Origin of the sequence: Enterobacter cloacae complex sp. 2022EL-00981, assembly GCF_028737495.1 — a bacterium.
GTDB lineage: Bacteria > Pseudomonadota > Gammaproteobacteria > Enterobacterales > Enterobacteriaceae > Enterobacter > Enterobacter cloacae.
Window position 1 is genome coordinate 48,141 of sequence record NZ_JAQZRK010000017.1, and the last position, 19,405, is coordinate 67,545.

General features: G+C 57.9%; 18 protein-coding genes. All 18 read left to right on the forward strand.

The window, feature by feature from the left end:
• Positions 1–2: 2 nt before the first annotated feature.
• The 18 genes from PUZ33_RS15445 to PUZ33_RS15530 all read left to right on the forward strand — a co-directional run bounded on the left by PUZ33_RS15445 (position 3) and on the right by PUZ33_RS15530 (position 19,383).
• Positions 3–482: a lytic transglycosylase domain-containing protein gene (locus tag PUZ33_RS15445; protein ID WP_064357937.1), complete on the forward strand. Its 480-nt coding sequence runs from the start codon at positions 3–5 to the stop codon at positions 480–482.
• Between the two features lie 22 nt (positions 483–504).
• The gene (locus tag PUZ33_RS15450) at positions 505–972 is read left to right on the forward strand and encodes a DotD/TraH family lipoprotein (RefSeq protein ID WP_228740094.1); all 468 of its coding nucleotides are present in this window, start codon (positions 505–507) and stop codon (positions 970–972) included.
• Entirely contained in the window at positions 969–1,787 is an 819-nt protein-coding gene (locus PUZ33_RS15455; RefSeq protein WP_064357938.1) for a type IV secretory system conjugative DNA transfer family protein, read from the forward strand. Before PUZ33_RS15450 ends, PUZ33_RS15455 begins: the two co-directional genes overlap by 4 nt.
• Complete coding sequence (traJ, locus tag PUZ33_RS15460; protein ID WP_081042498.1) at positions 1,765–2,952, forward strand: plasmid transfer ATPase TraJ; 1,188 nt, start codon at positions 1,765–1,767, stop codon at positions 2,950–2,952. The genes PUZ33_RS15455 and traJ overlap by 23 nt, the downstream gene beginning before the upstream one ends.
• Entirely contained in the window at positions 2,949–3,215 is a 267-nt protein-coding gene (gene icmT / locus PUZ33_RS15465; protein ID WP_032440577.1) for an IcmT/TraK family protein, read from the forward strand. The genes traJ and icmT overlap by 4 nt, the downstream gene beginning before the upstream one ends.
• 17 nt (positions 3,216–3,232) lie before the next feature.
• Entirely contained in the window at positions 3,233–6,448 is a 3,216-nt protein-coding gene (locus tag PUZ33_RS15470) for an LPD7 domain-containing protein (protein WP_064357941.1), read from the forward strand.
• Positions 6,449–6,481: 33 nt separating this feature from the next.
• Positions 6,482–6,835, forward strand: a complete 354-nt coding sequence (locus PUZ33_RS15475; protein WP_064357942.1) for a hypothetical protein — start codon at positions 6,482–6,484, stop codon at positions 6,833–6,835.
• A gap of 73 nt (positions 6,836–6,908) precedes the next feature.
• On the forward strand, positions 6,909–7,577 hold the full coding sequence (locus tag PUZ33_RS15480) for a DotI/IcmL/TraM family protein (protein WP_196548568.1): 669 nt from the start codon (positions 6,909–6,911) through the stop codon (positions 7,575–7,577).
• A 10-nt stretch (positions 7,578–7,587) separates the two neighbouring features.
• A complete protein-coding gene (locus PUZ33_RS15485; RefSeq protein ID WP_081042499.1) occupies positions 7,588–8,691 on the forward strand; it encodes a DotH/IcmK family type IV secretion protein in 1,104 nt (367 codons plus the stop codon).
• Positions 8,692–8,694: 3 nt separating this feature from the next.
• Positions 8,695–10,023: a conjugal transfer protein TraO gene (traO, locus tag PUZ33_RS15490; RefSeq protein ID WP_064357943.1), complete on the forward strand. Its 1,329-nt coding sequence runs from the start codon at positions 8,695–8,697 to the stop codon at positions 10,021–10,023.
• A 6-nt stretch (positions 10,024–10,029) separates the two neighbouring features.
• Positions 10,030–10,749, forward strand: a complete 720-nt coding sequence (gene traP, locus PUZ33_RS15495) for a conjugal transfer protein TraP (RefSeq protein WP_099119323.1) — start codon at positions 10,030–10,032, stop codon at positions 10,747–10,749.
• Positions 10,750–10,758: 9 nt separating this feature from the next.
• Positions 10,759–11,292, forward strand: a complete 534-nt coding sequence (gene traQ / locus PUZ33_RS15500) for a conjugal transfer protein TraQ (RefSeq protein ID WP_064357947.1) — start codon at positions 10,759–10,761, stop codon at positions 11,290–11,292.
• Positions 11,293–11,347: 55 nt separating this feature from the next.
• Entirely contained in the window at positions 11,348–11,749 is a 402-nt protein-coding gene (locus tag PUZ33_RS15505) for a DUF6750 family protein (RefSeq protein WP_032440588.1), read from the forward strand.
• A 43-nt stretch (positions 11,750–11,792) separates the two neighbouring features.
• Positions 11,793–12,356: a hypothetical protein gene (locus PUZ33_RS15510; RefSeq protein ID WP_064357949.1), complete on the forward strand. Its 564-nt coding sequence runs from the start codon at positions 11,793–11,795 to the stop codon at positions 12,354–12,356.
• A 9-nt stretch (positions 12,357–12,365) separates the two neighbouring features.
• Complete coding sequence (locus tag PUZ33_RS15515; RefSeq protein ID WP_064357951.1) at positions 12,366–15,413, forward strand: hypothetical protein; 3,048 nt, start codon at positions 12,366–12,368, stop codon at positions 15,411–15,413.
• A gap of 9 nt (positions 15,414–15,422) precedes the next feature.
• Positions 15,423–16,619 carry a conjugal transfer protein TraW gene (gene traW, locus PUZ33_RS15520; protein WP_099119324.1) on the forward strand — a complete coding sequence of 399 codons (1,197 nt, stop codon included), beginning with the start codon at positions 15,423–15,425 and terminating at the stop codon, positions 16,617–16,619.
• Positions 16,616–17,197 carry a conjugal transfer protein TraX gene (gene traX / locus PUZ33_RS15525; RefSeq protein ID WP_064357954.1) on the forward strand — a complete coding sequence of 194 codons (582 nt, stop codon included), beginning with the start codon at positions 16,616–16,618 and terminating at the stop codon, positions 17,195–17,197. The genes traW and traX overlap by 4 nt, the downstream gene beginning before the upstream one ends.
• A 41-nt stretch (positions 17,198–17,238) precedes the next feature.
• The gene (locus PUZ33_RS15530) at positions 17,239–19,383 is read left to right on the forward strand and encodes a DotA/TraY family protein (protein WP_064357955.1); all 2,145 of its coding nucleotides are present in this window, start codon (positions 17,239–17,241) and stop codon (positions 19,381–19,383) included.
• The last annotated feature ends 22 nt before the right edge of the window (positions 19,384–19,405 follow it).

Here is a 19,405-nt window from a genome sequence, read left to right on the forward strand (position 1 = left end):
CCATGAAACTGCCGGCAATTTTTCTTTGCTCCCTGCTTTTTCTGCCCCAGGCGCAGGCCTACTGTTTTAACTATGCCGCATCGAAGTACAACCAGAACCCGCTCGTCGTTGAATCCATCGCAATCTGGGAAAGCAGCCTCCGCCCTGACGCTGTCGGCCGTAACTACGATAAAGCCGGCAGGCTGCTCAGCTCTGATTATTGCCTCATGCAAATCAATACGGCGAACGTCCGGGCGCTGGTATCGATGGGTGTCATTTCTTCTGCTGACGATCTGTTAAAAGACCCGTGCTTATGTGTTCAGGCCGGCGCCTGGGTGCTTGCAAAACACCTGAAAAAATGTGGTAACACCTGGCGTTGTCTCGGCTCCTATAACGCCGGTTTCTCAGATGACCCGAAACAGGAACTAAAACGTCAGAACTACGCCGCAGAAATCCGCTCCATCTACGAACGCCTGTACGCCAGGCAGCACCGTGCCAGTTAAACCGCACAGACTGAGGTTCCCCATGATAGAAAAGCTTCTGGCCACGGTAGTGGCTTCGTTCATGCTGGCCGGCTGCCAGCAACCGAAATCCGTCATTACGGCGCCGTACGTTCCGCCGGAAAAAACGTCACAGAACGTCTCGGTAGTGCGAGCTCAGCAATACCAGCTCTGGGACGAGAAGGTCATCAATATCCGCACACCGCTACCGGCAGACACGATATACGCTAACAGCACGCGCCTCTCACTCGACTGGGACGGCGATGCGATCGAACTGCTGGCCCAGTTGGCCAGACAGCTCGGTCTTCAGTTTAACTACAGCGGCGTCCACCTGCCGTTACCGCTGAACATTCATGTCCGCGATATGACGTTCCAGAATCTGCTGCGCCTTGTCGAATCGCAAATCAGCTGGCGTGCCACGCTGCACCAGTATCCGGGCCTGCTGCAGGTCGAGTTTATGCCGGTGAAAGCAACGCCGGGGGGCCGCCGATGAAACATACCGCTATCGCGCTGCTCTGTCTGTGTGTCGCCGGATATGCGATGGCAGACGACAGCGAGCCGTCAATCCCACAGGGTATGGAACACTACCTGGACATCAGCAATGACAGTGAGAGTGACATCACTGACGCCCGGGCCGCCGTCATCCGATCAGCAGGTCACACCATCGGATTCCGGGGCGGGAAAGCGCAACGTGCATTTGAGCTGGTTAACGCGCTGAAGGCCCGGGAAAGCGCGCTGAATGCCCTGTATGACTTCAGAACGCTCGTCAGTCAGGAAGGCTGGTTACCGCCTGTGATCGACGAAGCGCAGGATGTGGCGCATATCACCGACGATCAGATCCGCACCGCAAGCCGCGTGTACCAAATCATTCTGCCGGAACGCTTTGTCAGTAACCCGCCGTCCTGGCGCCGCTGGTTACTGGCCGGGTTGAGCACGACATCCCCCTCTGCCCAGGAAGGTGGCGTCATCCCCAAAAACAGTGATGAACAGAAAATCTGGCAGGAAGCGGTGGAGAAAGGCTGGCAGGACGGACGTGACGGTGCCGATCACACGCTGGAGGCCAACTTTAACCGCCTGACCCGGGATTACCGGGGCATGTTGCTCTACTCACGCCTGTTGCGGGAAGGCTATATCTCTCGCCCGGAAATTACCGAGCAACAACAGAGCGTCAGCGGCGGCCATAAAAAACTGGTCACAGGCGATCGCGTCCGCAATCTGCGCAGGCATGCCGAGTTCAATCCAAATAAAGGTCACTGGAAACCGGTCATCAACACGGAGTCACACCATGAATCCCACCAAACCTTCTGATCCCTCCACCTCCGATCTTGAAATGTTTGATTTCGGTGGTGCGGTTAATGTGCAAAGTTACAAAGCCTTTCTGGTATGGGCAGCCAAAAATGCCGTCAGCGACATTCACGTTCAGGGCAGCAACCCCATCGTCATCGAACGCTATGGCCGGATGGTACCGGTGACGCCCTTCTCGTTACCGGACAATATCCTCTCGGACATTATTGACGGATTATTTGACCCGGAACTTCGCGCTAAGGTCCGGGGAGGAACCCCCCAGGACCGGGCCATACAGCTCGATGGGGATCAGAATAAACGCTATGGCCTCGATCGCGGTGAACGCCTGCGCTTTCGCTGCAATGTTGTGCAGGCAACCGCAGCCAACATGCTGACCACCTGTGCCATGACACAGCGCGTCATCCCGACAGCCATTCCTGAGCTGGAAGCGATGGGGATCGAGCCGGACCTGTTTGAAGCACTGCTGCCCCATAAAGGCCTTGGTCTGGTCTGCGGTGAAACCGGGTCAGGGAAAAGCACCCTGCTGGCCGCCATTTACCGTTACTGTGCGAACCTCTTCCCTGACCGCAAAATCACCACCGCTGAGGATCCGGTGGAGTACATTATCGGCCGTAAAGGCGATGTGCTGCCGGCGACACAGCTGGAGCTCGGCCGGGATGTTGCCACCTTCGCTGAAGCCATCAGGGCGGCGCTTCGCCGGGCACCGTCCATTATCGGCGTCGGGGAAATGCGCGACACCGAGACCATTCTGGCCGCCGTGCTGAGCGCACTGTTAGGTCACCTGTGCCTGAGCACCCTCCACACGGATTCCGTTGGCGAAACGATCCCCCGTCTGTTAGCCGGTATCCCGATTGAAATCCGGGAGGCGACGGCACGCGATGTGATGGGCACGATGCAGTACATCATCGTCCAGCGTCTGCTCAGAACCACAGACGGCAAACGTCAGGCGGTACGCGAATACCTGGTATTCGACCAGCCTCTGCGAAACGAAATGGCTCAGGTGCCTTATACCGAATGGGGCCACCTGCTGAACCGGAAAGTGCGGGAGAAGAAAGGCCGCATCGCTGATAAAGCCTTCACGCTGCTCCGGGAGGGCATCATTGGCCGCGATGAAATGCTCTCCGTTGTATCGCCTGCAGAACTTCGGGAAATGGAGGCCTGCGTATGAGAAGCGTGGAAAACCGCTGGCGTGAATCCAGCCGGCCGCTGACCGTTTACGGTGTCCCGGTCGGGATGTTCCTGATCTATCTCGTCTGGTGCAAGTTCCCGACCTTCATGACGTTGTGGATCTGCACGGGCGTACTGACGTTCTTCGGCGTTATCGCGCATTTCGGCTGGTCGTGGCCGGTGTTGCTGCAACGTCTTCTACACATGGTGCGGGGAAGCCGGAAGGCCGGTCGTCCCTGGTGGTATCGCCGCTTCTATGAATAATTCAGCAGGTATCGTGTATGGCTCAGCATGCTCAGGTCGCAGACCGACGTTTGTGGCTCGCAGTACCCCATGAAGAAAAAGATGAAGCCGTCGCCGCAGGCGGCCTCGCCAGTGACGGCAAACCCAATATCAGCTGGTCACCGGACGATAAGCTCTGGTATGCACGGGAAGGCACCGCCTTAGCAGGCATCCGGTTATGGCTCCCTGATACTTCCGCGCGGGCAACGGGTGACGCCGACCCCCGGGTGGAGTTTGCTGACAGGTTAAAGGAAGCCGGTTTCATCCTGGAAGGCCTCCCCGTCATGGACGGGAAATGGCACCGGGCCAAAGTCGAAGAGGATAAAAAAGGTAAATCACACCGGGAAGGGGGCGGTGCCTATAAAGGGTTCACTGACGGCCATCCCGCCGGCATTTTTGTGAATTATCACCGTTCGTCGGAAAAAGAAGTTTCCCGGTGGCGGGCTCAGGGGGGAGAAACGGACCCGCTGACACGGCTGCACATTCGCGCTGCAACCCGCCAGGCGCAGGACGATAGCGAACGTGTCCGGCAGCAGGCCTATGCGGAAAAAGCCCGTGCGGCCAGCCAGCTTTATGACCAGCTGGCCCCGGCGACAGACTCACATCCTTATCTGATGCGTAAAGGCGTTTCCGCCGATCCGGCATTACGTGTCACCCGCAACAACCGACTGGTAGTACCGTTTTATAACCAGGACGGTGAATTTCAGTCCCTGCAGTACATCGCCGAAGACGGGGAAAAGAAACTCTATTCTGAAGCGCCCAAAGCCGGCAATTTTTTTATCACCGGCGGCATGCCGGTGAATGGCCAGCCCATTTTGTATGCCGAAGGGTATGCGACGGCCAGAAGCCTCACTGCAGCGACAGGCTTCCCGGTCGTGATGGCCATCGATGCCGGCAATATGAGAACGATAGCGGAAGGATTCGGACAGCGGTTCCCCGACAGCCCGCACTTCTTCATGGCCGATATGGACCTGAAGAAAAACGATAACAAAGACGATCTTTACCTTGCCATTCAGTCCTCCCGTTTTGTCCCCAGCGATCCGGGTTTCTATATGGATGAAGAAAAACTGAAGGAAATGAAGGGACTGTTTATGGCGTTACAGGCCGCCGATCGTGTGCCTGACGGACATGTTGTGATACCGCCATTTACTGAGCAGGAAATGAAAGCAGGGTTGTCTGATTTCAACGATCTCCATTCAGCTCGCGGGCTGGATTCACTGAAAACCGTACTGGCGGAGACACCCGGCCTTGCTGCACATCTGTATCACCCGGAGACGCAAACAATGACAGTTCCAGTTGAAAAGCAGGCACCTGCGCAGCCCTTCCCTGAGCCGGTCCCCGCGTATGACAACGTATCACAGGAAGGGCCTGACAATACCAGCGCAGATATGGAGAGTTATGAAGCCATGATGGCTGCGGAAGCAGCAGCTGCACCGGAAGCAGCAGCGGCACCGGAAGCAGCAGCGGCGCCCACCTTCGCCAGCCTTCTGAAAGTGACCTCAGCGCCTGCGGAACCAGAGGTATCTGCAGATCCGGCGGCAGATGACAATCCGGCACCGGTAAAAGCAAAAACCACGGCAGAAAACGCGACGACCGCTGCGAATGAGCCGGATGAAACTGAAAATGCCATCGTATGGGGGCCCCGCGCGCCGGGCGAAGGTAACTTCACCCCGGAGACAGCGCCCGCATCAACCTTAATTGATACCAATGCCCTGCTTCAGCGCATCACGCATGAAATGCAGAGCAACACCGTGCTGTACAAGCTCGATGGTCAGCCGGCATTTCGCGATCATGGCAACCGGATGACAATGGAAACCCCGGATGCCAGTAAGCAGGATGACATGGTGATGGCCGCGCTGCTCACGGCAATGCAGCATTATGGTCGCAGGATCCAGATCACCGGCAGCGAAACCTTTCAGACGAAAGTTATCGGGCTGATTGCATCACACGGGCTGGATGTGCAGATGCGCGATCCGGTACAGCAGGCCATGTTAAACGAGGCGATCAAACAGCAGGCCGCTGACAGGCCGGATGTCCGCGACAGTATCAATGCCACGCCCGTGATGCCTGCGGATGCGCCCGTTCAGACCAGTCCCGGCAAAAACGCGCCCGGTCCAGCACCGGCAGGCGAACAACCCTCCCCGGTCCCGCCCGGTGGTACGGCCGTACCGCCGGTTAAGGCCTCTGAACCGGCGGGGCAACCACCTTTAGCGACGAAAGCCGAGGACTTTAAAGACGGCGTGAAGGGGCGCCTGCTGGAGCATGGCCGGGCGCATTACCAGTTCAATGAACGGAACAGCATGAACTATTACGTTCATCTCGAAACCCGCGAGGGAGTCCGGGAGGTCTGGGGAAAAGAGCTGGAACAGGCCATCAATCAGAGCCGCGTCAGTGAAGGTCAGGTCGTCAGTCTGAAGTTTGAAGGGAATAAACCTGTCACCGTCAATCAGCCCGTCATGAAGGACGGAAAAATCCAGGGATACGAACAGATCACGGCGCACAGAAATTCATGGAGCATGACGCCGCTGGTTAATCCCCGCGTTCGCCCGCCGGCGACACCCACTACCGGGGAAACACTCTCCGCGTATGACCTCCATGAGTACAGCAAAATACAGGCCCGTCTGTTGCGCACCGTGCAGGCAGAGAACGTGCCACCGATCGTTGGGCAGAAAAATAACCTGCTGTGGATACGGCCCGACGGGCGGGGAACGGGCGATGCCGGCGACCCGGCCACGGTAAAACTTCCAGCTAAAGATAGCCAGTCCACGACCCCGGTCGTCAGCGCCTGGCGGGATGACGGACAGCTGGCACTGCACCTGGTCAAAGGGCATGGCCCTTACCTGCAGGGCATTGCGCAGATTAACGGACAGTACCAGCACGTCCTGGCTTCCATGACGGGAAATCAGAGCAATGCCAGTCTGATTATCAACGCGATAACCCCTGATGGCCTCAAAACCGTGGGATACGGACAGGCCTTAAACAAGGTGGAAGGTAAGCCCGTTGCGCGGGATGCCATGGCCTTTCGTTTCGCGGGGGAGGCCGGCACGGACAAAAAGCTGATTGGTAAGCTGGAAAATCCGGAAACCTTACCCCGGACTATCCACGCCAGACTCGGATTTGATGAACCTTTCCGTCCCGACACCGACTACCCAAAGTCGCAGCCCCGGGCAGAACATCATCACAAGGCCGCACCGGGAGCCGGACGCCCGGGGTAACACGCAGCACCCGACCCTCATGAGGAATCCATTATGCCAGTACAAAAAACACTGGGCGCCCTGGTTGTATGCGCCCTCTTCCTGACACCCCTCTCGCTGCAGGCCGCTACCTGCCGGGCTGCCACCGCGGCCGAGAAAGGCAGTGACACGGGATACCAGACAGCAAAAAAAGCGGCCGAAGCCTGGTATGAACGGGAATCAGATGTCTCTGACTCCCTGCAGAGTTGCCTGGATAAAATCAGGACCCTGTCCATTACCATGCCAAATTTCAGCAGCCTGTCTTCCATTCTGAACGGCTATGCGGATGAAATTTGCAGCACCGTGGTCAGTAAAGTGAACAGTTACATCCCGTCCAGTATTGACCCCTGGGATGAGTTAACCGACTAACCCCCGACCGTCCCCTTTTCTTACGGAAAAAAACGCCATGAATACACCCGCGACAGGGGGCACAGACTCGTCTGTGCCTCAGACAACGCGTTCGCTTTCAGCGCAGGAACAACAGGTCTACGACGAAGCCATTCGCCTGCAGAATGAGCAGGCGCTGGGGGCGACCTTCGCCCGTAAGCTGCTGACATCAAACCTCATTCTGGGCACCGCGTTCCTGCTCACCACTTCCCTCAGCGGTGTGACGCTGTGGAAAGTGTATCACCCGGATAATCACTACTTCGCCACGGAAAGCGGCCGTGTCACACCGATTTATCCGCTGAACAAACCGGCCTGGTCGATGGAAGACATTGCTGGCTTCGGCGCCGACACCATCCAGCGGGCTTTCACGATGGACTTCGTTCACTACCGTCAGCAGATGACATCGGTGATGACGCGCTTTACCAATCAGGGATACGCCGATTATTACAAGGCGCTGACGAGCTCGAACGTGCTGAAGATGGTGCGCGATCAACGCATGAACCTGTCCACCACCGTCTCGCCGGGGGTCGTACACAGCCAGGGCATTATTAACGGGATCTATACCGTCAGGGTTCAGTATCCCGTCTCCCTGAAGCTCGATGGCCAGGAGCGCAGCCTGCCTGCAGCGAATTACATCATCGAGCTGACTATCCAGCAAACCGATCCACGGGAAAAGCCCCTCGGCCTGGAGGTCAGGCAGACCATCATGACTTCCAGTCATTAACGGAGAACGCATGAAACAGTATTTTGCACTCTCTTTACTCGCCGTGATGTGCTGCAACGTCGGGGCGGTGGAGACTCAACAGACCGTGGTACCTAACTCTGCCGATCCGATACTGGTCACTGACGGCCCCCAACAGGATGCCGCGCTGATGAATAAAGCCGGATTACCGCCGCAGCCCGCTGAACAGCCACCGGCGCCGCCGGTGCAAGCGCCAGAAACCACTCAGGCCGCACCGCCATCTGCATCAACAGTCGCCGCGCCACAGGCCAGTTCGCAGACGGACCCGGCACCGGCGGCGACGCCAGGCAGTGACGAACTCCCGCCGCCTTCGCCGCTGTACAGTGCCGCGCAGAAGCAGGTTGCGCCCCTGACACCGGATGAAGTCCGACAACTGCGGGGGCAGAAAGAGAATATCAACCGGGCGCTGGCTTCCCCGGCGATGACGGTGGTACCCCGCATCAGTGCGCAGACGGTGAATCTGTCACCGGGTTCCAGTCTGCCTCTGGTCCGCACAGCGGTAAACCATCCCAGCAACCTGAGTTTTACCGATGCTACGGGCGCCCCCTGGCCTGTGACAGGCAAGCCGACGAACCCGATGACGAAGGACTTTGATGTGTATTACATCCCGGACTCACCCATCGTCACCATTGTGGCCAAACGGCCCTATGCGAGCGGCAGCATTACCGTCCTGCTGAAAGGCCTGTCCGTACCGATTTCGGTGGAAGTCACCAGCGGTGACACCGACAGCCAGTCCCGGGTGTGGACCGTCGATAACCGTCTGGATCTGCGCATTCCGCAGCGGGGACCGTCCGCCCGCCCGATGGCCGCGCCGGAATCGAAAATCGGCCTTTACGACAACACGCTTCAGGCCTTCCTGGATGGTACGCCCCCGAGGGAGGCACACCGCCTGAAAGCGACCGGGCAGGTGCCTGATACCACCGTCTGGCAGCTGGGCGACGACCTCTTTATCCGGACGCGCGCTGAGATAGTCGATGAGTTTGATCAGACGCTGTCCTCCGCTGACGGGATGCACCTCTTTAAGCTCCCGGTCACGCCCTATGTGACGTTCTCCGTGATGGGGCGTTCTCAGGCACTGAACATTACTCTGGAGTGAAGCATGGCCAACGAAAATGACGCAAGTCGCGATAAGACATTACTGGTCGGGCTGGCTGCCCTCGTCTGTGCCGGCGTTGCCGGAGGGGGCTACCTGCTCTGGAACCACTTCTTTGCCCCGGCGCCGACACCTTCCCGTATCAATGTGACCAACGTTGCCAGTGCGGGGAAACACCAGAGTGCAGAAACTGAGCAGTACCGTCAGCTCCTGCACGAATACAACCGGGAGGGCGCCAGTGCCGCACGGGCGGATAATTCCAGTTTTATAGCCAGTATCCCGGTAGGCGGGAGCACCCCGGTGCATACCGTGGAAGCCCCCCCGAAAGAGAAAAAGCGGAAGCCCGCTCACGAGGAAAAACAGCAGGAGAAGAAAAAGGACGAGGGCCTCAGTAAGTCAGACCAGGCCGCCCTGAATAAACTCCTCGCATCAATGGACACGTCGGCACAGTCGCCGGATCTGCAGCAGGTCTCTCTGGCCGTGGCAACCGAGCCGGGCGCTGCCGCCGAAGGCAGTCAGGCCAAATCGGCTTACGCTGACTGGACATCGTCCATCATGCCCCGGACAACCGGCGGGGGTTTATCTGGCGGGGGGGAAAGCACGGCCCCGGTCATCGAGCTGATCCCGGCTTATACACGTGTGCCCGGCTCAGTGGATTTTGGTATTGATTCCGACAACAACCATTCGCCGGCGGTCGTCAGGCTCTATACCGGCCCCTATAAGGGGGCGGTGTTGAAAGCCTCTCAGGCACAACTCGGCGGGGACGGCATGGTGATCCACATGACAACCATGTACTGGAACCGCAAAAACTACCGTGTTGACGCCTATGCGCTGAAAGACGACACGCTCATGGCCAATGTGGCCACTGACGTGAATCACCACTATATGTCCCGCATCCTGTTGCCGTCGATTGCTGCCGGCATCGGTAAAGCCGGTGACCTCTATGCGGATGCCAATACCGAGATCCTGACCAACGGCTACAGCACGGTGACCAGCCATGCCGGGATACCGGATGGCGAGGCGGTGGCCGGCGTGGTAGCCGGTGGCGCCGCATCCAATGCTGCTGACGTACTGAAGTCGGACGCTGCCAAAATTTCACCGACTCAGGTCACGGTGGATGCCGGCCAGGCCGTTTATGTCGAGTTTATGGCTGCTGTCACCACGGCCGATGAAATCAAGCCTCGCGGTCAGAACACCACCGGCAACACGGCCACCCCGCAGGACAGCCATACCGACAACGCACTTTCGCCGGTCAGCCCTACGCTCGCACAGCTACGGGAACAAACGCAGTCACGCATCCGGACCCAGTCACAGCCTGAAAACACGTCGGAGTAAAACAACATGAATGAATTTAATCATCCCGCCACAGACAAGGATGATCAGCCAGATATATCGGCTATCGTGCAGCATGAGAAACCGAGTCTGAAATATCTTATTCTGGAGAAACAGTATGTTATGGGACTGAATGGTCCCTGGCTTATCGGCATTCTCATCGCCGCCACCCTGGCCATCTGGTATCTCTTTGGCACAGCTACCCCGTCTTCACAGGATGAGCTGAATGCGGCGGCCGGCTTTGAAAACGTTCCTCCGGCAGCCTCACAACCAGACAACCGGTCAATGTCCTCAACACTGTCCCCGCCGGCCGGCGATAACGTGAAAGAGGAAGTGGCCACGATGGTGAACGGTGTCAAAACCTACGCGGAAGCCAACCGTACAGCCATCCAGCGGCTGTCCGACACCGTGAAAACCCTGCAGCAGCAGGCGGCCACCGCGCAGCAGCTGCAGAGCCAGTATCGGGAGGAGATCAACATCCTGAAGTCACGGGTGGCGACACTGGAGGTGGAGAAGGTCAATACCGCAACGTCCGCCCCCCATCGCCCGCGCCTGCTGACGTCGGGCATGAAGGTCAGTTCAGTCCAGGACGGTGCGGCGTGGATCGTCTGGAAAAACAAAACCTGGGCCGTCCGTGAGGGCGATACCCTGGCTGACGGTAAAGTCAACATCATCCGGATCGATTCGGCAAACCGCCAGGTATTCACGACTGAAGGCGTGATCCGTTAAGGGGGATACATGGTTGATGCCCTGACGGCACTGGTCAACCTGGCCAGTGCGATCCACACCAGTGGTAACCGGTTCATCTTCGCCCTGGCCGTTGTGCTTGGCATTTATGGGGTGATGTTCGCACTGACCAAAGAGGCCCGACTGGCCCGCCAGGTGCCGGGCCACAACGGTACGGGAAAAATCATCGGCGTCGTCATTCTCGGCGGCATGCTGATAGGGCTGTCCCAGATAATCAATGCCGGGGCCGCCCAGCTCGGCTGGTCTGATGTCACCTTTGATGAGGTCTCGTATGTTTCCACCGACACCTTTGGTCAGGGTGCCGATGCGGCCAATGCCCTGCTGACGCTTCTCCAGACGCTGGGTATAGCCTATGCACTGTCCGGCACACAGCGCATCAAACGTTCACTGAAAGACGGCCACACCGGTCTGTCAGCCGGTGAAGATGTGGGAACCGGCGCCGTGAAATTCATTACCGGGGTGTTTCTTATCTGCGCCCCGACACTGCTCGATGCTATCCAGACCAGCCTTGGTCTGTCTCTCTAGTCTGTCCTCCGCTCTCGCGGAACATTTAAACCAAAACTACCTATAAGGAGACGTTATGTCTGCAATCTTCGATCGTGTCTTAAAAGCTTCCATCACTGCACATGAGCTGCGCCATTCCATGAAACGTAAATTCACTGCCGGTATGGCAAGCCTGGTGGCGTTAACCCCGCTCAGCGCCCTCGCTGACGGTACCCTGACCGACATGGTTGATGAGGGGGCGAGCGGGATGAGCGATGTGGAAAAAGACGCGCTGGTTTTCGCCGAAGGTGTCGGCGTACTGATCGTGTTTGCGACCATCATCGCCATGAAGAACAAGGAGAAAAGTCCGCACATCACCACCAAAGGCATCATTATCGGCTGGGTTGTCGGGATCTTCCTCATCGGGCTGGGTGAAATCGTTCGCCGTTCGCAGAGCCAGGTGGGTCTGACCGAAGTCACCGTCGGTTCCGGTAGCTAATCATCACAACGGGCAGCCTTCGTGCTGCCCTCCGGAGGTCTCAGTGACACAAAAAGGTGTTGATGATGTCGCCTGGCTGGATGTCAGCGGTGATGACACGCCGCCCTCACCGGTTCAGGTAAATGCTGAATGTTGCTCACGGTGCCGGTGGCCCGCCCGGCGGCTTTTCCGGCTCCGTGAAGCAGAGAACGACGCGGTCTGTGCAGTCTGCTGGATAAGCCACAACCTGGACACGGCGTCAGCACACCAGGGCGACCTGTGCTGGTTACCGGGGCTTCATGCCGCAGACGTCGTGAACCTGCAACGGATCGCCTGTATCGCGGCCATCGCCGGCAACAGTCACGCGAAAAAACAGGGGCAACGGGTGCTGCTATGGATGCGCCGCCACAAACGGGAAACCGAACGCGCCTGGGATACGTCCCGCCCGGCTGAATTTGCGGCGGTGATGTCACGCTTACACCCGGATGACCGGCGGGCATTCCGTCAGCGACTGGCAGGCTGTCATCTGGTCCTGCCGGCCACCGTGTTCAGCGATCTCACATTGCTGCTGCCTGCCGGCATGGACGCGGACGCCCTGCTGAACACTCTCACACTCCCCAGGCTGTAGGAGCTATATATGTCATTAATGAATGCGGTTGAAGATTTCATCACCTCGGTCAGCCGGCACACGGTTTCTAATGCAATGCCGGACTACTGCGACCTGCGGACCATCGTCAATCTGACGGAGTCAGATCGCAACTTCTATCCGGATATGCAGGTCCCCTTTATCGCCGTTACCGACGCCGGCCATTATGCCTCTACTTTTGAGGTACAGGGTGGCTTCTGTGAAATGGACGAGGACGCCCCCGCCAGTCAGAAATTCAGTTTTGACGGGTTTATCAATAAAGTGGCCACGGCAATGGCCACGGATTTTAAATCGACGGGCCACAAAATCTCGATGGTGATGGAGAATGACCCCAACCAGGGCAATGCGGAACTGAAGCGCCTGCTGGCACACCAGTACCGCTCCATTGCCCGCACTGGTGTGAGCATGGCGGACATTCTGGATGAAAAGATCGCCAAAATTTCCCCGTGGGTAAGCCGTGAACGCGTCTGGCTGACCTGCTGGACGGGGCGAGAAACCCTTTCGCCTCAGGAGCTGAAAGGCGACATGCGTCGGATCAGCGGACTCGTCAGTAAAGCGCCCGGCACGCAGTTTGGCCAGGTCCCCGCGTTCTCCGAACTGACAGGGCTGAAAATTCGCCATGACGCCTTTCTCAACACGATAAAAACCGCCCTTTTTGACGGGGGGGATGGTCAGCTTATCGACCTGATGGATGTCCATCAGCTCGGTCGGGAAATTCGCCGCCAGGTGGACAGAAAGGGCACCGATGAAACTTACCGGCCGGTACTGGCGTCCGATCGCGTCAGGCCTCACGGAAAACGTAACCGGGAAGACGCTTCACCGCTCTTCGCCCCCTGGCTGAACTACCAGCTCATGGGCGTGGATGCCGACGCCGAAAACAACTTCATTAACATTAACGGCATGTGGCACGCCACGCTCTCCGTGGCGATGGGCCCACAGCAGCTATTAACCTTCGCTCAGCTGAAAGCCCGGATCCCCCGCTCCATACCGTACCGTATTCGCATGGACGTCATGCCGGGAGGACTGAAGAGTCTGTCATGGAAAGGCACCCTGCTCACATATACCGCTTATATCCCGCCACTGCGCCCCATCTGGGAGGCGGTGGAAGAACTGAAGAAGCGCGACAGTCACGATCCGGTCTGTGTGATGACGATAGTGGCTTCAACCTGGGGAGAAACGAAGGAAGAGGCAACGCTGAACCTCACCCTGCTGACCAAAGCGTTTCAGGGCTGGGGCGTCTGTGAGGTGACCAGTACGTTTGGTAATCCCTACCGTGCCTGGGCGTCAACGTTACTGGCGGCCCGGACCGGTGGTGGTCCACACAACCTGTATCCACCGCTGAAAGATGCGCTCAGCCTGCTGCCGTTAAGCCGGCCCGCGTCAGCCTGGTCCGATGATGCCTCGATTGTTTTCCCGACCCCTGACGGCAAAATCATTCCGGTGGGGCTGGCGTCAGCTAAGCAGAATAAGCACACCGAGGTGATTGTCGGTGAACCCGGTTCGGGTAAGTCGCTCATCATGAACATGCTCAGCAATGCCATTGTGTGCAACGCCCAGCAAAAACTGCCCTTTATCGCGGTTGTCGATAAGGGCTACAGCGCCCAGGGACAAATCCAGCTTATCCGGGACAGCCTGCCCCCGGAACGCAAGGATGAAGCCATCGGCTGGGCACTGCGAAATCACAGCGATCACTGCCGCAATATGTTGGACATCCAGCTGGGTGCCCGTTACCCCATCGCCCCGGAACTAACCTGGATGAAAAGCATGCTGACCGCGATGTGTATTGACTCCAACACCGGTCTGCCGCCTAACTCCCGCGATATCGACGTCCTGCTGGAGCGGGTGATTACGATGGCCTATCGCGATAAGGATGAAACCAGCCCCAATAAGTTTTCAGACGGCGCATCGCCGGAGATCACCCGGGCGTTAAAAGCGTCCGGCCTCTGGACCCGGTATGACGAGGAATGGTGGGACGACTGTCCCTGGTATGACGTCCGCGACATGCTGTTCAGCGCCGGCTACGTGAAAGAGGCCCAACTGGCACAGTTCCTCGCCGTGCCGGAACTCTCCGACATGAGCGAGTACATCAACAGCCCGGAGATCAAAGCGAGCTTCGGCAACGTCTTTCGTGATAACTCCCGGGAGCTGCTGACAGAGTATGTCGCCCGCGTGATCGGCCAGGCTTGTAACACTTATAAAATGCTGGCCGGCCGGACCCGGTTCATTATTAACCCGGCCACCCGCATTATTGCCATCGACCTGAATAATGTCGTCGGGGATAAAAGTGCTGAAGGGCAGTTGCGTACTGGCATCATGTACCTCTTCGCCGGCCAGGTGAGCGGCGGAGACTTCATCCTGCCGCAGTACCGTAAAGAGCTGATGGCCGCGGTACCGGAGATGTACCGGCCGATGCACATGGAAAAACTGGATCAGCTTGACCAGGAAGTGAAGTCGAAATACTACGACGAACTCCACAACGCTTCGGACGTGCCGTTCATCTTCCCGATGCTGGAAACGCAGGACCGTGAACAGCGTAAATTTGGTATCCGTACCGTGTTGTGCTCACAGTACCTGACCGACTTCCCTGACACGATCCTGAAATCGGCCAACTCGGTGTATCTCATGCACTGCCGCCCCGAAGATGAACGGGCGCTTGTCGACCACTTCCAGGTACCGGAAGTCACCATCCGGAAGTTCATGCAAATACCGAAAGGCCCGGCCGCTGATGGCAGCGGGACGAGCTTTCTTGCCGTATTCCGCACGAAAGCCGGTCGCATCGCCCACATTCTGAAAAACACCGCGGGCCCGAAAGAACTCTGGGCGCTGAGTTCATCGCCGGGCGACACCGCCCTTCGGGATTATCTGTATGAGGAACTGGATGGCGCCACCGCGCGCGACATTCTGGCGGAAAACTTTGAGCACGGTTCGGCTCAGCGTGTCATTGAATTCCGTCGCAAGAAGGCCGGCGAACAGGACGCCGGGAACGTCACCCGCCATCTCGCCCGGGAAATTATCGAAAAACGCGGTTACCGCCTCTGAGGTGAATCCATGAAACGAAAACTTTTAGCCGCCGCATTGTCCATCGCATGCGGACAGGCTCTTGCTGCCTACCCGGTTAGCGTTGTTTCCAGTGTGCCGATCACAAGCCAGGTTGTGCCCCATCTGACAACGATGCAAACCACGCTGGCAGAAATCCTGACCACCAACACGGAAATCGGCAGCGCCATTACCCAGGCGAGCGATAAAAACACGGCGACCCTGACAGAAGGCTTCCAGGCACAACGTCAGGCGGACAATTTCGGCCGTGAAACCGAACGTCTGGAAAAGGCACGCGCCAGCTTTAGCGTGCCGGACAGCATCTGCAGCGAATCGGCGTCCGGCGTGGCGCATCAGGTTCATAATACTGCCCGGGTCACCGCGTCCTCTCTGGCGTCAGGAAGCGGGATCAGCAACTCGGCCATTCAGAAAGCCGTGGCTTCCGCGCCGGTTCTCCCCGCGCAGGATGATTACCGCAGCGCCGCCATTCACGCGAATTACTGCACCAGTGCCGAATACGCGGTGTATGGCGGCACCGCGCTGTGCCAGTCGGTGTCCTCCGACATGCCTGGCGGCGACATCCAGGTCCAGTCGCTCTATGACGGTGCCGGTGCCGCGGGTAAAGAGTCGGAACTCACCTTCAGTGATGACCAGATCGATGCCGGGATGGCGTACATGCGGAACAGCGCGAAACACAGTCCCGGGCGCACGCTCGGCAAGGGAGAAATCAAGAATGAAACCGGCTGGCAGTACCAGGGCCTGCTGACGCAGTACAAGGCGATTCAGAGTGCCGCCCAGCAACCGCAGTTATCGATGATTGCGGACAGTAAACCCAACAGCAGCACGACCACCGCGCTGAAAGAAGTGCTGGAAAATGCATCCGCCAGGTCGTATTTCGATGACACCGCGTCAGATCTGGCCAAAAGCAACTACCAGATGTCAGCCCGCGAGTTTGAAAGTTTCGAAGTCGGCCGCCGGTATGCCAATACCGATTACCAGGAAGACCTGCAGGCAATGGATGGCGATAACCTGATGCGCGAACTGATCCGGGTACAGTCACTGTCAAATTATCTGCAGCTCGGCATTAAGAACCAGCTCAGGGAAAGCAACATTATCGCCGGCCAGCAACTCGCCCTGGCGGCTGACCGGGAATATCGCCCGCAGTTGCAGGCACTGATGCAGGAAATCAGCGGAGGCGTCGCCAAATGACACACAATGCCCATGATGACCAGACCGAAGCGGCCGGACAGGCGCTGCGTTCAACGGCAGTAAAAAGGGCCCGCAAGGCCCTTTCCTTGTCGGTCTCGATTTTAACGCCCATTAACGACATGCGCCGTATGGGGGCGGACGTCAGCCAGTCCGTGAAGACCAGTATCTCCCGGCTGAAGGCCTTCCGGCGTCAGGCGCGCGAGGAAAAACGCGAGAAGCTGACATTTGAACAGGCTGTCCAGGCCAGTGGCTACAGTCTGCCGCAGCTGCTGTGGAAGTATCGTTTTCTCAAGCGACTGTGGTGGGTGGTCGCCGGACTGTTCCTGGTCCTGACGCCCGTACTGATGAGTATGATATTGCTGACGGCGTCCACCCTGCCCCCGATGACGTTCTGGCGGGCGATTATTTTTGTGGTGATCTTCGCCGCGCTGGCCAGTCTGGCGGCACTTAAAGTGGTGATATGTCAGTACCGCCTCTGGCAGCTGCAGCAACGTCGCGTCAGTGACGAAGAAGGCGGACGCTTCAGCGATTTCCTCCACCACGCACACTGGATCAAAGACGCCCTGAACCCTGTCTGAACGGATCCCTCTGTTCTTACTCATTTACGCGCAGGTTTTCTATGAAACTATTTAAGCAGCCCCTGCAGGGTCTGTTGCTGCTGCTCGTCTCACTGCCGGCGCTGGCCGATGACGTGACGTACAGCACCATTCGTGACGCTGCTGAAAATTCAAGTGACCTCTCCCGCCAGGCGCTGGTTACAATCTTTGGCGACGTGGTGACGTCGCCCTTTACTTCAACAGATACCACCGTTATCGGTTCCCTCTTCGGTATCCTGAACGGTGTTATCTGTGCTATTGCCCTGTTCTGGTTTCTGACGGTTACCCTCAAAAGCATTGTCAAAGCGGGTAATGCCGGCAAAGTCTTCGGCAGTACGCGCACCGCGATGGCGCCCCTCATGTCCTTTGTCGGGTTCATCACCCTGGTACCGACAACGAGCGGCTGGTCGCTTTCGCAGCTGGTCATGCTCTGGGCGGCCTCCATCATGGGGGTGGGCGGCGCCAATCTGCTGACAAACAAAGCTGTGGATATGATGGATGACGGGTATTCACTGGTCACGCAACCCGTCGCCAGCTCGACGAGGGATGCAGCCCAGCAGATTTTTGAGATGAACCTGTGCAAGTATGCCATCAACGAACAGCTCAGCGGCTTCTACGACGATGCCGGCTCAGCGAGCACGTCAGAGATGAGCACCTCCGGCAGTGACGGCAGTTATGAAACCAGCAACGGCAGCGCCTATTGCGGGACCGCGAAAATCCCCACGACCACGCGCAGCAGCAGCTGGTCGGTCTTGTTTGATTCCGATGTGGATACCGACGCCATTGTTGATGCGCAAAAGTCCGCGCTGGAAACCATGCAGACGACCCTCGACAGCGCCGCGCAGACGTTTGTCAGTACCTATATCAGCAAACGTGATGATGACTCCGGTACGCTGACCGATGCCGAAACCACCATCCAGAATGCAGCAACCGCCTATGAGAACACCATTAACTCCGCACTCAATCAGATTGACTATGAAGACACCCTGCAGAGCAGTCTGACCAGCAACATGAAAACCTACGGCTGGATCGCCCTGGGTGCCTGGTATCAGACGTTTGCGACCGCGAACGCCAAGACCTCCGACGTAGGTAAATCAGCACCGACCGTCAGCGGGCCGACAGGACTGGGGGAAATGGGCAACACCGACCTCTACCAGCAGGTGTTCGCTGCCTACAACGCCCAGCTGCAGAACAGCAGCTACACTGCAGCACTCGGCACCCAGACCAGCAAGAAAGACATCGAAACGGGGCGGGCAAAAGATCCGAAATCGGTGTTCGTCGGGCTGTTTAACAGCCCGATGCAAAAATTGACCAACTATATTGCGACGAAAAATATCGGACAAACCGATAACAGCAGTGAACAGGTTAATCCATTGCTTAAGATGAAAGCCATCGGGGACTACACCCTGGACACGGTCGGCACGGCCCTGACGGCCTATGTGACCATTCAGGGGTCGATTGCATGGAGCGGTAATAATATCGTGGGACGAATCACGAACGGACTGACCGGCTGGAAAGCTACAGTCGCGGCGGTGGTGCAGGCGCTGTCCCCTCCGTTCTACTTCCTGCTGCTGATCCTGTTCTCGGCGGGCTTCAGTCTGTCTGTGTTGCTGCCAGCGATCCCGTTCATCTACTGGATGACCGGCGTTCTGAACTGGTCCGTCAGCGTGCTGGTTGGCTGTGCCGCCGGCCCGATGTGGTCCGCCACGCACCTGGGCACCGAAGAGGATCGGGGAAGCCGCGCGGCCTACGGCTATGTCTTTCTTATCGACATGATGCTGCGCCCCAGCCTGATGGTGCTGGCCTTCTTTTTTGCCTCTGTAGCTATCGTGGCGGCCGGTACGATCCTGAACCTGCTGTTTGCCTCGGCACTGGCCAACGCACAGATTGACTCCTGGACCGGCCTGTTTACCGCCGTCGGCTGGCTGCTTATCTATGCCAGGATTTGCACCACCGTGGCCACCAAGGTGTTCTCGATGCTGGTCGTCATTCCGGATTACGTCATCGGCTTCCTGGGCGGGCGTGAAGGGGCCTCACTGTTCAGCGGCCTGAGCGATTCGGTCTCGAATATCTTTGCCGGCGTCGGGCGTACGGTTAACCCTGGCCGCATCCCGGGAATGGATGCTAAAGAGCGTACTCCCGGGGACAAGGATGGATTTAAGGGGTGAGAAACATACTCCGGATCAACAG

What these genes read in the sequence shown, in the direction of transcription:
- PUZ33_RS15445 (WP_064357937.1), top strand. Translation starts at nt 3, where the DNA reads ATGAAACTGCCGGCAATTTTTCTTTGCTCCCTGCTTTTTCTGCCCCAG.
- PUZ33_RS15450 (WP_228740094.1), top strand. Translation starts at nt 505, where the DNA reads ATGATAGAAAAGCTTCTGGCCACGGTAGTGGCTTCGTTCATGCTGGCC.
- PUZ33_RS15455 (WP_064357938.1), top strand. Translation starts at nt 969, where the DNA reads ATGAAACATACCGCTATCGCGCTGCTCTGTCTGTGTGTCGCCGGATAT.
- traJ (WP_081042498.1), top strand. Translation starts at nt 1,765, where the DNA reads ATGAATCCCACCAAACCTTCTGATCCCTCCACCTCCGATCTTGAAATG.
- icmT (WP_032440577.1), top strand. Translation starts at nt 2,949, where the DNA reads ATGAGAAGCGTGGAAAACCGCTGGCGTGAATCCAGCCGGCCGCTGACC.
- PUZ33_RS15470 (WP_064357941.1), top strand. Translation starts at nt 3,233, where the DNA reads ATGGCTCAGCATGCTCAGGTCGCAGACCGACGTTTGTGGCTCGCAGTA.
- PUZ33_RS15475 (WP_064357942.1), top strand. Translation starts at nt 6,482, where the DNA reads ATGCCAGTACAAAAAACACTGGGCGCCCTGGTTGTATGCGCCCTCTTC.
- PUZ33_RS15485 (WP_081042499.1), top strand. Translation starts at nt 7,588, where the DNA reads ATGAAACAGTATTTTGCACTCTCTTTACTCGCCGTGATGTGCTGCAAC.
- traO (WP_064357943.1), top strand. Translation starts at nt 8,695, where the DNA reads ATGGCCAACGAAAATGACGCAAGTCGCGATAAGACATTACTGGTCGGG.
- traP (WP_099119323.1), top strand. Translation starts at nt 10,030, where the DNA reads ATGAATGAATTTAATCATCCCGCCACAGACAAGGATGATCAGCCAGAT.
- traQ (WP_064357947.1), top strand. Translation starts at nt 10,759, where the DNA reads ATGGTTGATGCCCTGACGGCACTGGTCAACCTGGCCAGTGCGATCCAC.
- PUZ33_RS15505 (WP_032440588.1), top strand. Translation starts at nt 11,348, where the DNA reads ATGTCTGCAATCTTCGATCGTGTCTTAAAAGCTTCCATCACTGCACAT.
- PUZ33_RS15515 (WP_064357951.1), top strand. Translation starts at nt 12,366, where the DNA reads ATGTCATTAATGAATGCGGTTGAAGATTTCATCACCTCGGTCAGCCGG.
- traW (WP_099119324.1), top strand. Translation starts at nt 15,423, where the DNA reads ATGAAACGAAAACTTTTAGCCGCCGCATTGTCCATCGCATGCGGACAG.
- traX (WP_064357954.1), top strand. Translation starts at nt 16,616, where the DNA reads ATGACACACAATGCCCATGATGACCAGACCGAAGCGGCCGGACAGGCG.
- PUZ33_RS15530 (WP_064357955.1), top strand. Translation starts at nt 17,239, where the DNA reads ATGAAACTATTTAAGCAGCCCCTGCAGGGTCTGTTGCTGCTGCTCGTC.